We start from the raw sequence: 11,994 nt of genomic DNA on the forward strand, positions 1-11,994 counted from the left end.
CGAGGGTCTGGGGGTGGGTGTCGCCGAGAGTTTGCTCGCTCTGGCTAAGGGTGGCCTCGTACAGCGGGATGGCCCGCTCTAGGTCACCCGCATCCAGGTAGACATACGCGAGGTTGTTGCGGCTCGCGAGGGTGTCAGGATGGGTGTCGCCGAGCATCTGCTCGCGCTGGGCCAGGGTGGTCTCCAGCAGGTTGATGGCCGATGTCAGATCACCCGCCTCCTGGTAGGCGCCTGCGAGGTTGTTGCGGCTGGCGAGGGTCTGGGGGTGGGCGTCGCCGAGAATCTGCTCGTGCTGGTTGAGGGTGGTCTGCAGCAACTTGATGGCCCGTGTCAGATCACCCGCCTCCCGGTAGGCGCAGGCGAGGTTGTGGCGGCCATTCAGGGTTTCGGGGTGGGTTTCGCCGAGGATTCGCTCGCGCTGTCTGAGGGTGGCCTCGTACAGCGGGATGGCCCGCTCTAGGTCCCCCGCCTCCTGGTAGGCGCCCGCGAGGTGGCTGTGGCTGGCCAGGGTGTGAGGGTGGGTGTCGCCGAGGATCTGCTCGCATTGGGTGAGGGTGGCCTCGTACAGACTGATGGCGCGTCGCAGGTTGCCCGACTCCCGATAGGCGTAGGCGAGGTGAATGCGGCTGGCGAGGGTGTGGGGGTGGGTGTCGCCGAGGATCCGCTCGTACTGGGTGAGGGTCGTCTCGTACAGACTGATGGCCCGTTCCAGGTCACCAGCCTTCTGGTAGGCGCCTGCGAGGTGAATGCGGCTGGCCAGAGTCTGGGGGTGGGTTTCGCCGAGGATCCGCTCGTACTGGGGGAGGGTCGCCTCGAATAGGGGGACGGCCCGAGCCAGATTCCCCGCCTCCAGGTAGGCGTAGGCGAGGTTGCCGCGGCTGGTCAGGGTGTCGCGGTGAGTGTCGCCGATGAGCTGCTCGCGCTGGGTAAGGGTGGCCTTCAGCAGGGGGATGGTGCGGGCGGTGTGGCCTTGCTGGTGGAGACGGTTGGCAGCTGTGGTGTACGCGTCGGTGAGGGGAGCGTTGTGGCGTCCTGGCGGGGTGGTAGCCGCGAGGGTAACCAGATGGGGGATGAGGGTGTCCCACTGGTCGTCGGCGGTGGTGTCCTGGCCCGAAGATAGGGGCAAACTGCGGAGGACTGCTTGTTCGGCGCGGTCCCGTCCTTGCAGGTGCCGGGGTGGTTGGGTGTCGTCGGCAGGCCGGGGGGCGCGCAGAATGGCTTGGACCAGGCGGTGGACGGTGACGTTGGTGCCGGTGTCGCTGACCATGCTGTAGGCGGCCAGGGTGCCGATGGCTTCTGCGATGTCGTCCGGGTCGGTGCCGGGCGGGGTGAGCAGGGTGTGGGGGATGTCGTCGGGGGCGAGCCAGGCGGCGGTGTGCAGCACCTGAACGGCCAGCGGATTCGCTCGCTCCAGGTCGTGGAGAGTGACGTCCCAGATGCGGGCGATGGTGCGTTCGGCGGGGAGGCCGTGGGCGGTCTTGGTGAGTTTGGTACCCAGGCGTCGGCGGTAGGCGTCAAGGCTGATGCCACGGTTCTGGGCCAGGTAGGCGCCGGCCTGCTTGATCGCCAGAGGGTGGTGCCCCATCTCAGCGGCGAGAGCGCGGGCATCGGCCTGCTGGCGCGCAGTGGGGGCGGTGTCCTTGAACACGAGACGGCACAACAGATTCTTTGCGTCGTCCGGGTGGAGGTCGCCCAGGGTCAGGGTGGGCGCCGTGTCGGGCCAGCCCGTGGTGCGGCGGCTGGTGGCCAGGTGGTGCCCCTGGTGCAGGGCCCCGGTATAGGGGGTGAGATCGTCGGGATTGTCCAGGTTGTCGTAGACCAGCAGCCAGCCTGGGTGCCAGGCCAACCACTGCCTCGCCCACGCCACCTGCGCCCTGCGCACGGCCGTGGCGGCCCAGCCGGGAACCAGAGTCTGAGTGAGGCTGGTGAGCGACGTCTCGATCTCGTCGGGCGAGGCGGCGTTGACCCACCAGATCAGGGTGTAATCGCCGCGGTATTGGTGGGCGTAGTGCAGGGCGAGCGTGCTCTTGCCGATCCCGCCCAGACCGTACACGGTCCCGCTCTGCGTGATCGCGCCCTCGCGCTGGCCGGTCAGGGTGCGCCGCAGCCAGGTCAGCTCCTTCTGACGGCCCAGGCACAGCGGCAACGGAGGCAGGTTCGAGACGCCCGGCGCCGCAGTGACTCGCTCCGCCGCCTGCAACGCCTCGGCAGGCAGTACGACGTCACCCGTGTAGGCGCTGCCGATCTGCCGGGCTGCGATCGACCGCTCTCCGGCCGCCTCGATCCGGGACCCGGACGCAGCCTCCTCTCCGCTCACGACCGTGGCGGGGTGTGACCGTCACCGGTGATGGCGGTGCCGATGTGCTGCGCGGCGATCGACCGCTCACCCGCTGCCGTGATGGTGACCGTGCCCGCGGCCGGGGCGGGCAGTAGGGCCGACATTTCCTCCCGTAGCCCGGGATCGTCCTGCAACGCGTGCCTCAGGAGCCGGCCCAGCACAGCCGTGGAGTAGGTGTCATCCTGCTCGTCAGCGGCCTCACCCACGACCTGTTCCAGCTCCGTCCGGCCGGCCTCGTCCCTGCGCCGCCAGACCAGTTGCAGGATCCGCTGCCCCAGACCGACCGTCGCCTCGGCAGCAGCATCCTGCGCCCGGGTCAGCACTGCCGCCCCGTAAGCACCCACCGCGGCCGTCACCGCCGGGCCCGCCTGCTCGACCAACTGCGCGATCTCAGCACTCACTTGATCCCCCGGCCTAAGCGATCCGAAAGAACACCAGGGTAGAAACCCCACCCCCGTCGTGAAGCTAAAACGCCCGAAACGCCCTCAGCGGTTCCCCGCCTCGTTCTCGGCCTCCCTCGCCTAACGCCATCAGCTTGGGAAGCTGCGGGCACTCGCTGCCGGTTTTGGCACTGACCTGGGCGAACGGCTTCGCTGCGGCCTCGCCCGGCCCGGTGGCTTTCACCGTGGTTTCCCGCTACTCCCCGCTCGTTCTGGTGCGCTAGTGGTGCGGCAGTCGCTTACGGGCGTTCTAGATGCTTCCCTACGACACGGCCGCCGTGCTCGACGAACCGGTGCAGCGCTGTGCGGTACCGGTCTCGTCGGGATTGGTACCCAGCTTCTTGCGCGTTTCCTCGGCGCCAGTACGGCTAAGGAGCCGGATCTCCTTGCGCGTGAAGTACACGGTGCCAGCGTCCCGGCCGATGTTCGACCAGGCGAGCGTCTCGTCCCCGGCCCGGCTCTGTGTGTAGCCCTTCGGGCTGCGCAGGTACCTTGCTGCGGACTTCAGGGGGAGCGTCTTCACCAGGCGGGGCGCGGTGTCCTCGGGCCAGTCGCGGCCGTAGGTGGGCGCGAGGTCCGAAGCGTCGTCCAGTGCCCCCACCGCGATGCGCAGCTCGTCGTCGTCGAGGTTCCAGTCGAGGCGGCCTTTCAGCTCGTCTTCAACCCAGCTGACAGGGTGCTGATCTTCCTGAACGATGACGGCCATGAGCGACAACGTGTTCAGTCGGGAAGTGCAGCGGCGTACCAGTGAGGGGATGAGCTATGCCCAGATGGAGGCCATGACACGGAAGATAGGAGGTAAGGAGGGAACCTTGACAGCGGCATGGTGGAACAAGGTGGCCCTTGGCGAGTCGGCCCCTCCACCTGAGCCGAAGTGCATACCTGGCGTCGCCGGGGTGCTGGAAGTTCACGATCGCGACGTGGCCCTTCTCATCTGCGAGCAGTGGTATGAGGTGAGGCCAGACGATTCCATCCGAGAACTGATGGAACGGGTCGTGGACAAGGCGGAGTCCTGGCTGAGAAGCAGCATTTCTTCGCTGCGCGAACGCCACCGATCGTCGGTGAACGGAGCGGAGGGCTAACGGACGGCGGGCCCGGCTCGCTAGCCTCTTCGCTGTTGAAGGGAGAGGCATGGCACTGGTCCGCAAGGGATCACGACAGATCGTTGTCGACGGCACGGCCTACCGCTGGCGGCTGCGTGGAAGGCCGACGTACTCCCAGGGCTTGGCCTGGTCGCCGTGCACGTTCGCGGTCGAGCATGCAGACACCCCAGGCACGACGCTCGTAATCACCACCGACCAGCCGCATTCGAGCAACTGGTTCGGCCGAGAGGCTGAGCCTGTTCTGCCGTCCGGTGTTGCCGCAGCTGTTCGGCTTGCCCTGAGTGAAGGTTGGACCCCGACGGCTCCTGGCTCCACGATTCACCTCGACCAGTCCGCCGGCTTCACGCCCTCCAACTGAACAGAGCCCGGGAATCATAGATGTCTGGACCTGAGCCGACGACAGTCAACCACCGCGGCGGGTGCGTCAACCGATTAGGCGCGCGTGTGTCTCGCTGCACCCCCACCGGCCTTAGCCACGCTGCTGTGCCGTCGATTAGCGCAAGCGGTGCCAGCCGGGCTGTAGGACGACTCCGGGGGCCGGCCTCTTCGAGCTAGCTTGGGAAGCTTCGGAGTCGATCACCTCACCGAAGCCTTGGTCAAAGTGACCGACAATCGACGGCGCCGGGGTTGGGACACGAAGCGCTACGATCTCTTGCAGGCGCTTGGGCGTCTCGTCGGGACGGGGAGGTTCTGTGGATTTACTCGATCTTCAGAAATTGTCTGATTTTGATTTTGAAAGTCTCTGCAAGGATCTCTTTGAGAGGATTCTTGGCGTACGACTGGAAATCTTCACCAGCGGCCCCGACGGGGGGATTGACCTCAGGTGTATAGGTCCGGGTAGAGAGAAAGTGGTCATCCAATGCAAGCATTGGATGAAGAGCGGTAGAAGCAAGCTTGTAAAGCATCTCATCGACAAAGAGCTACCCAAGGTTCGCCGCCTTACTCCGACACGTTATATCCTCGCCACTTCGGTTGAAATGACGCCAGCCGCGAAGGCGAAGCTGGCCACGGAGTTTCAACCATACATCGTGAACGAGAGTGACATATTCGGTATCGATGAGATCACTTCTATCTTGCGGGATCACCCAGATATCATCCGCAAACACATCAGGCTGTGGCTGAACGATGCCACGATCCTCGAAGCTGCTATTTCGAGGAACATCATTCGGCGGTCACTGCATCTAGCTGACGAGGTTAAGGATACTCTGCGGACGTATGTGCCCAGCCGAAACCTTCGACAAGCGATGCAATTCATCGAGGAAAATCACGTCGTCCTCCTCTCCGGTCCGCCTGGAGTGGGGAAAACAACGCTGGCACAGGTGATCTGTGCACATTATGCGAGCAAGAGTTTTGAGCTTGTGGAAGTATCCGAGAACGTAGAAGATATCTACAAGGTCTGGGATGACAATAGTCCTCAGCTCTTTATTTATGACGACTTCCTCGGGCAGAGCTCGCTAGGCGATAAACTATACAAGAATGAGGATGGGCGCCTCCTCTCGGTGATGCGGCGGGTGCGACGAGAGCCGAACAAGCGACTGGTCTGCACAACTCGCGGGTACATCTTGGAGCAAGCGCGCCAACGTTACGAACGGCTCGATCGCGAAAACCTGGACCCCCTGACGTTTCTGGTTGACCTAGGCACCTTCACTCTCGAAGAAAAAGCACAGATTCTATACAATCACGTGCACTGGTCTGATTGGCCGACATCCGCCAAAGAGAATTTCGCGCAACCGGAAACATATCGTCCAATTATCAGGCACAGAAAATTTAACCCCAGGGCTCTCTCTAACCTATTTTCCGTTCCTTACGATCCCGAGCAAGGCACTCCCAAGTCGCAGGTCATGGCTGTTCTTGATGATCCCATGGCGGTGTGGCGGCATATTTTTGACCATCAGTTGGGAGACAATGAGAGAAGGATTCTTGTCCTGCTCTTCTCTGTGGGATCAGAATCTTCTGCGGCCTCGCTGGAGCAGGCATTCCTTGAGTACAGGGCTGGCAGTGTGGCCAATTTCCGAAATGGCCTAAAGGTGCTTGAGGGAACGTTCGTGAAGATCGCCGCAGCGCCCTACCGTCAGCAGGTAGAGTTCGCCAATCCTTCTGTAAATGATTTCATGCTAGCCAAACTGGCAAACGAACCTGATTGGCTTCAGTGGATTCTAAGCAATCCCTACTCTTTTGACCAAGTCGTCCATCTTTGGGATGCCCACACCGGACCTTGCGATGTAGAGGCTCCGGTCAAGGTGAATTTGATGCCCCACGCTGCCGGCTTGGAGAGAGCCGCTCTAGCCACACTGGATCGGCGTGAAACGGCTAGCCACGACAAGGCCGGGCGGCTGGTTGTCTGCCTTCTAATTGCGCAAGAACTAGCTCTTTCGGAGTTGGCGCAGCAGGTTGCAGACAGGTTGTCAATTCAAGGTTGTGTATACGACGCTCGCAATCTCGACGATATTCCGCACCTAATTCGACTCACGCATGAATCACGTTATGCGAGGGTTCGAGCACTCCATGAATCCGTGAAGTTGGAAGGGTTGACCGCCCTATTTAACCGGGATCGGCAAGAATGCGGGCTTTTTAAAGCGGCAACGTATGCGCTACAGCTTTCAGGCTTTGTTGACCCCTTCGTCAAGGAGGAGATAATCCAGGCGGCCGATGAGAAATTTAAGGCCGTATTGGATCGGCATCTCTTCGATTCCGATGGCCTTGATTCCTCTTTGTTGGGATATGGCCTGGACTATGTTAGACAGTACGGAAACTGGCAAGAGCGTTGGCCCATGGCTTCTGATTTTATGACCTACCCTGACTTGGAATCGGAAGACGGGGAATTCGAGGATAGCGAGGAGGCGTTCGACGTTGATCCGGAATATATTGACGGAGATGCCTATTTGATCATGAGTTCTCTGCGAATTATAAATGGCGCGTAGAGCGTGGTGATAAGTTTCTGAATGTGCGCGGAATGTTGGCAACGTGGCTTTGGGGCGGCGCTGCTTGGGTGCGAGTGATCATTGCCCCGTAGGCGTGTGCGCAAAGCCGTCGAACCGACCGCCCCAGCCGCCATGCCCCTTCTATAACGGCAAGCGGCTGATTGCTGTGTGCGCGGCGCGGGTGCCGGCCGGGCTGGAGCGGGACGGAGGCAGGAGTGCAGGCCCGGCCGGGGGCCGGGCCGCGCGCGGGGAGCGGAGCGAGCCGCCTTGAACCAGTAGAGAAAGTTGTAACTCAGTCGGCCTGCTGGGGTGCGTGAGGCTCTGTGCGCGGTTTGAAGTTGAGGGCGCAGGATGGATGTTCGAATCCTTGGCGGTGTGCCAGCGGCAGGAAGATCACGGGTCGGATCGTCCAGGTGATGCGGGTGCGGGTCTGAGTGAGCGTCACCGTGCACGGTTCGGCGCGCAGGAGAGCTTTCCTCGTTGCGATGCGGCCGTCGTACAGCCACTCCCATGCCTCCTGGGACGCGTCGGGGTCCAGTGCCGGTGAGATCGTGCGGAGTGCGACCGCTACCCATCTGTCAGCCTGCGGTGCCGAGTACGCGTCGAAGGACGCCCGGAGGACCGGCCGCGTCTCCTTGGTGAGGTCTTCGGTCCAGCACTCGCACCAGTAGCCCCGCTGCGGCTTGTCCATCAGCACGGGTGACCCCCAGTCCCGGGATCCGTGAACAGTTCCGCGGTGACCGTGTGGCCGTCGTCGCTCTCGTGGACCACGACCCGGTGAGCGATGACGCTGACCATGCCCAGGCCCCGGCCGTGCTCGGCTTCCTGGTCCTGGCGCTCGATCTTCGGGGCGGTGCCAGCGCCTCCGTCGTCCGTGACCGACAACGCGATTGCTTGTGCCGACACCGCCAGGGCCAGATGGAAGCTGCCCGAGTCCTGGCCGCTGGCTGTGTGGAGGATCGCGTTGGCGCTCAACTCGCTCACGATCAGTTCGGCGTCCTCCGCCCATGGTGATCCGCTCAGGATGTCGCGGGTCCAGCGGCGGGCTCGGCTGACCTCTTCCGGGAAACCTGGGCGAGTGAGCCCCCAGACCCGGGCAGTACTCGTATACTCGTGCATACAAGTTCCTTCATGCTGGTAGGCCGCCATGTGCAGCGGGTTCGGGCTAGACGAGTTTCACGCCGTCATGGGCGCGGATGGCAGGTGGAGACGCCGCGTCCATCGCGTCCAGGACGCGAATGGCGTACGCCTCGTCGGCAAGCTCGGAGACTTCTTCGCGGGTGGCCCAGCGCAGCGCGCGGGTCTCGTCGCCGGTGGTGGGTGTGCCGTCGGCGGCCTGGCAGCGGAAGACCAGGGAGACGATCAGGCCCGTCATGTTCTTGTAGACGCCGGTGAGGGTCGCCGGGAGAGCGATCTTGATGCCGGTTTCTTCGAGGACTTCGCGTTGCAGGGCCTCGGGGATGGTCTCCTCGCGTTCGAGGACGCCACCCGGCGGTTCCCACTTGCCGTTGTCCCGGCGCTGGATCAGGAGGGCCCGGCCCAGGTCGTCGACGACGACTCCGGCCACACTGACGGAGTGCGGGCGTTCTGTGCTCACGTTCCTCGGCCCTCTCGGATGGCTAGGCTCTCCACCGTAGCAACAACACTCGCCCACACGTCTAGATACCTAAAGGAGTGCACTCGTGACCCCTGCTCTTCCCTCCGGCCTACTCGGTGATCTCGACCCCACGAGCGATCGTGCGGTCTTCCGGCAGATCGCCGACCAGCTGCGCGAGGCCATCGACCGTGGGCGGTTCAGGGAGGGGGAGAAGCTGCCCTCCGAGGCGGAGCTTGTGGACCACTACGGGGTATCCCGGATGACCGTCCGCAACTCCTTCTCCATCCTCCAGGGGGAAGGACTCGTACATGCCGAGCACGGCAAGGGCGTGTTCGTCCGGCCTCGGCCACCCGTACGACGGCTCGCTTCTGACCGGTTCGCGCGCCGGCATCGGGAGCAGGGCAAGTCCGCGTTCATCGTCGAGGCGGACACCGTCGGCAGCCATCCCCAGGTCGACAGCCTTGAGGTCAAGGAAGAGAAGGCCAGTCAGGACATCTCCACACGGCTCGGCTCCGTGCGGCGGGTGCTCGCTCGGCGCCGGCGGTACCTCCTCGACGGTCGGCCGGTCGAGTTCGCCACCTCCTACCTGCCCCTCGACATCGCCCGCGGTACGCAGATCGCCGAACCTAACCCCGGGCCTGGCGGCATCTACGCCCGCCTCGAAGAACTCGGCCACCGCCTGGACCACTTCGAGGAGGAGATTCGGGCCCGGATGCCCTCGCCCGACGAGGTCAAGACGCTCCGGCTGGCCTCCGGCGTACCCGTCATCCACCTGATCCGCACCGCCTTCGACTCCGAGGGACGGGCCGTCGAGGTGTGCGACACGGTCATGGCGGCAGACGCCTACGTCCTGTCGTATCAGCTTCCGGCGACCTGATCGTCATGGTTTGCGGTGGTGCGCGGGAGGCTCTCTCGAACTCGTACACCTCAGCATGCATACTCGTATAGACGAGTGGGCAAGTTGTGTGGCAGGGTGATCGTCGTGAGCCCGGGAGATCGGGTTCATAGATCGCTACATGTATAGACGAGTAGATAGGGAAACTGTCTTGCGCACCATCCGTGTTGAGACCTCCGCCGCCACGATCCTCCTCACTGAGGCTCCTGAGCCCAAGGTCCGCGACCGTCAGACCGGCGAGATCGCCAAGGACGCCGTCAGCGGTGAGGCGCTGATGACGCTCGGCGTCGTCTACATCGAGGACGGCGAGTCCTCGCTGATCAAGGTCACCGTGCCGGAGGGCGGTGTCTCCGAGGGGCTGAACCTGGGCGCTCCGGTCTCGCTGCCGGGGCTTGTCGCCCGGCCGTGGGAGTCCGTGTTCAACGGCCAGCAGCGTCACGGCATCGCCTACCGCGCCGCCGCTGTCACCCCGGCCGCCATGGGGGCCACCGCCTGATGACCGACCTGACGACGCTCCTGGAGGTGGGTGGTCCCCTCGCCGCGCTCGGCGGCGGGACCGCCTACACCCGGGCCAAGTACCCGGCGGTCTACTGGTCCGCCGTCGGCGGCCCGATATCCACCGCCCGCCTGCTCAGCTCGTACAGCTCTGTCATGGAAGCGTGCGGCCTGACCGTCGCCCCGTCCCGGCTGCGGGTCCTCGCGGTCAAGGCCACCACCCGGCGGGAGGTCCGGCCGGTCCCGCCTCGCCGGGGCATCATCCGGCCGACCTCGACCGGGCTGCGTATCCGGCTGCGGCTGGCACCCGGGCAGGAACCCGCCGACGTCGCCGCCTCGGCCGAACGGTTGCGGCACGCCTGGGGAGTTCACGCCGTCTACGTCACCACCGTGAAGCCGGGTGTCGTCGAACTGCGGCTTGTCGGCTACGACGTTCTACGGCGGGTGCGCATGCCCTGTAAGACTGACTCCGGGTTCCTCAAGGTGCCGGTCGCTCTGAGGGAGGACGCCACTCCGTTCGTACGGGACTACCGGACCGTTCCCCACCAACTCACCCTCGGCGCCACCCTGTCCGGCAAGTCCATGTACCTGCGACACCTCGTTGCCGGGCTCGCCCGTCAGCCCGTTGCCCTTGTGGGAATCGACTGCAAGCGGGGCGTCGAACTAGCGCCCTTCGCCGCTCGTCTGTCGGCCCTCGCCACCGATCCGGACGAAGCCGCAGAGCTGCTACCCGTGCTGGTCAAGGAAATGGAGGACCGATACGACCTGATCAAGGAACGGCAGGGCATCGCGCCCGACACCCCGGACGAGGAGATCACCTCCGACATCTGGGGCCTGCCCGAGGCTGAACGTCCGGTGCCCGTCGTCCTGTTCGTCGACGAGGTCGCCGAACTCTTCCTCACCGCCACCCGCAGGGACGAAGAACGCCGCGACGAGATGGTCACCCAGCTCATCCGCCTCGCCCAGCTCGGCCGCGCGGCCGGCATCTACCTGGAGGTCTGCGGCCAGCGCTTCGGCGCCGAACTCGGCAAGGGCGCCACCATGCTCCGTGCCCAGCTCACCGGCCGTGTCTGCCACCGCGTCAACGACGAAGCCTCCGCCAAGATGGCCCTCGGCGACATCGCCCCGGAAGCGGTCTCCGCTGCCTGCGCCATCGCCCCCGAACTGCCCGGCCTGGCCGTCGCTGGCGACACCTCCGGCGGCTGGTCCCGCATCCGCACGCCCTACCTCTCCCTCGGCGATGCCGCCGAGATCTGCCGGGAATCGGCGCACCTGGTGCCCGACCTGCCCGCACTCAAGCCCTTCCGGCCCGACGTCCCCGTACGCCCTGTCGAGACCCCGGCCCCGGCAGTCCTGCCGCACCCGGCGACCGACTGACGCACCCCCTCCTCACCCGGTCGGCGTGACCGCCTCACGCCACGTCTCTACCCCTGCCATGCCCGAAACCGAAAGGAGCCGGACCGTGCGCGCCCATCTGGCCCGTGTCGACGCGGTGTTGGTCCAGGCGCTCATCGCCGCCGCGCTGTCCTTCGCCCACATCCACGACATCGCCATGGCGGCCGGACAGGACGGATGGAAAGCGTGGGCCTACCCGATCAGCGTTGACCTGCTGCTCGTCGCCGCCTGGCGTCGACTCCGCACCGGTACGGCCAAAGCGGCGGCCTGGTGCTGGTTCGTCATCGCACTCACCGCCTCCCTCGGCGCCAACGTCGCCACCGCCGGACTCCTCGACATGACCGACGTGCCGGCCTGGCTGCGCATCCTCGTCGCGGGCTGGCCCGCGGTTGCCTTCCTCGGCGGGACCCTTCTCGCGCACTCGGCGCCCAAGGAGACCACCGACGAGTTCGGCACAGAGGTCATGGAGGACCAGGAGGACGAGCCCGAAGCCACACCCGGCCCGTCTGTCCAACCCACCACCGAATCGACACCGCCGACCCCGTCTGTCCCGGTCCCGGTCGCCCTGGTCGACCACGCCCGCAAGGTCGCCGCCGAACACCACACCCGCACCGGAACCCGGATCGACACCCCAACCCTCCGCGCCCGCCTGGGCGTTCCCCCACCTATGGCCGAAGCCATCGCCGCCCAACTGTGAAGGCGGGCCCTGTCGGGAGGCTTTACCGCTTCCGCGTCACTCGCCGCGTTCCGATGACGGCCGAAATGATCAGTACCTCAAGGCAGCACGTGGTGATCACGGTGGCCCAGGAC

At 64.9% G+C, this 11,994-nt stretch carries 13 protein-coding genes; 7 read left to right on the forward strand and 6 right to left on the reverse strand.

What is annotated here, in order from left to right:
- The 3 genes from RNB18_RS47665 to RNB18_RS47675 form a co-directional block, all read right to left on the reverse strand.
- Window positions 1-2,317: tetratricopeptide repeat protein (locus RNB18_RS47665; RefSeq protein ID WP_311720433.1), on the reverse strand; the 2,317-nt coding region annotated here is incomplete at its 3' end.
- Window positions 2,314-2,739, reverse strand: coding sequence for a hypothetical protein (locus RNB18_RS47670; protein WP_311720434.1), 426 nt, complete (start codon window positions 2,737-2,739; stop codon window positions 2,314-2,316). The genes RNB18_RS47665 and RNB18_RS47670, both read right to left, overlap by 4 nt.
- Before the next feature lie 301 nt (window positions 2,740-3,040).
- Window positions 3,041-3,484 carry a hypothetical protein gene (locus RNB18_RS47675; RefSeq protein ID WP_311720435.1) on the reverse strand — a complete coding sequence of 148 codons (444 nt, stop codon included), beginning with the start codon at window positions 3,482-3,484 and terminating at the stop codon, window positions 3,041-3,043.
- Between RNB18_RS47675 and RNB18_RS47680 the strand changes: the two genes are divergently transcribed.
- The 3 genes from RNB18_RS47680 to RNB18_RS47690 all read left to right on the forward strand — a co-directional run bounded on the left by RNB18_RS47680 (window position 3,483) and on the right by RNB18_RS47690 (window position 6,802).
- The gene (locus tag RNB18_RS47680) at window positions 3,483-3,860 is read left to right on the forward strand and encodes a hypothetical protein (protein WP_311720436.1); all 378 of its coding nucleotides are present in this window, start codon (window positions 3,483-3,485) and stop codon (window positions 3,858-3,860) included. The genes RNB18_RS47675 and RNB18_RS47680 overlap by 2 nt on opposite strands.
- Window positions 3,861-3,909: 49 nt before the next feature.
- Window positions 3,910-4,239: a hypothetical protein gene (locus tag RNB18_RS47685; protein ID WP_311720437.1), complete on the forward strand. Its 330-nt coding sequence runs from the start codon at window positions 3,910-3,912 to the stop codon at window positions 4,237-4,239.
- A gap of 334 nt (window positions 4,240-4,573) precedes the next feature.
- Complete coding sequence (locus tag RNB18_RS47690) at window positions 4,574-6,802, forward strand: nSTAND3 domain-containing NTPase (RefSeq protein ID WP_311720438.1); 2,229 nt, start codon at window positions 4,574-4,576, stop codon at window positions 6,800-6,802.
- 292 nt (window positions 6,803-7,094) lie between these two features.
- Here the strand turns inward: RNB18_RS47690 and RNB18_RS47695 are convergent, their stop codons facing one another.
- From RNB18_RS47695 to RNB18_RS47705, 3 genes are read right to left on the reverse strand one after another with little or no spacing between them, the layout of a single operon-like run.
- A complete protein-coding gene (locus RNB18_RS47695; protein ID WP_311720491.1) occupies window positions 7,095-7,493 on the reverse strand; it encodes a hypothetical protein in 399 nt (132 codons plus the stop codon).
- Window positions 7,493-7,921: an ATP-binding protein gene (locus tag RNB18_RS47700; RefSeq protein WP_311720440.1), complete on the reverse strand. Its 429-nt coding sequence runs from the start codon at window positions 7,919-7,921 to the stop codon at window positions 7,493-7,495. Before RNB18_RS47700 ends, RNB18_RS47695 begins: the two co-directional genes overlap by 1 nt.
- A 46-nt stretch (window positions 7,922-7,967) precedes the next feature.
- Window positions 7,968-8,399 carry an NUDIX hydrolase gene (locus RNB18_RS47705; protein WP_311720441.1) on the reverse strand — a complete coding sequence of 144 codons (432 nt, stop codon included), beginning with the start codon at window positions 8,397-8,399 and terminating at the stop codon, window positions 7,968-7,970.
- Between the two features lie 85 nt (window positions 8,400-8,484).
- Here RNB18_RS47705 and RNB18_RS47710 point away from each other — a divergent pair, with 85 nt between their 5' ends.
- The 4 genes from RNB18_RS47710 (at window position 8,485) to RNB18_RS47725 (ending at window position 11,881) form a co-directional block, all read left to right on the forward strand.
- Entirely contained in the window at window positions 8,485-9,276 is a 792-nt protein-coding gene (locus tag RNB18_RS47710; protein ID WP_311720442.1) for a GntR family transcriptional regulator, read from the forward strand.
- Between the two features lie 169 nt (window positions 9,277-9,445).
- Window positions 9,446-9,790, forward strand: coding sequence for an SCO3933 family regulatory protein (locus RNB18_RS47715; RefSeq protein WP_311720443.1), 345 nt, complete (start codon window positions 9,446-9,448; stop codon window positions 9,788-9,790).
- Window positions 9,790-11,166, forward strand: coding sequence for an FtsK/SpoIIIE domain-containing protein (locus RNB18_RS47720; RefSeq protein ID WP_311720444.1), 1,377 nt, complete (start codon window positions 9,790-9,792; stop codon window positions 11,164-11,166). The genes RNB18_RS47715 and RNB18_RS47720 overlap by 1 nt, the downstream gene beginning before the upstream one ends.
- Window positions 11,167-11,251: 85 nt before the next feature.
- Window positions 11,252-11,881, forward strand: coding sequence for a DUF2637 domain-containing protein (locus RNB18_RS47725; RefSeq protein ID WP_311720445.1), 630 nt, complete (start codon window positions 11,252-11,254; stop codon window positions 11,879-11,881).
- The last annotated feature ends 113 nt before the right edge of the window (window positions 11,882-11,994 follow it).

Origin of the sequence: Streptomyces doebereineriae (assembly GCF_031845645.1) — a bacterium.
Lineage (GTDB): Bacteria > Actinomycetota > Actinomycetes > Streptomycetales > Streptomycetaceae > Streptomyces > Streptomyces canus.

Coding starts and splice junctions, on each gene's coding strand:
- RNB18_RS47720 (WP_311720444.1), top strand. CDS start 9,790: ATGACCGACCTGACGACGCTCCTGGAGGTGGGTGGTCCCCTCGCCGCG.
- RNB18_RS47700 (WP_311720440.1), bottom strand. CDS start 7,921: ATGCACGAGTATACGAGTACTGCCCGGGTCTGGGGGCTCACTCGCCCA.
- RNB18_RS47675 (WP_311720435.1), bottom strand. CDS start 3,484: ATGGCCGTCATCGTTCAGGAAGATCAGCACCCTGTCAGCTGGGTTGAA.
- RNB18_RS47685 (WP_311720437.1), top strand. CDS start 3,910: ATGGCACTGGTCCGCAAGGGATCACGACAGATCGTTGTCGACGGCACG.
- RNB18_RS47680 (WP_311720436.1), top strand. CDS start 3,483: ATGAGCGACAACGTGTTCAGTCGGGAAGTGCAGCGGCGTACCAGTGAG.
- RNB18_RS47695 (WP_311720491.1), bottom strand. CDS start 7,493: ATGGACAAGCCGCAGCGGGGCTACTGGTGCGAGTGCTGGACCGAAGAC.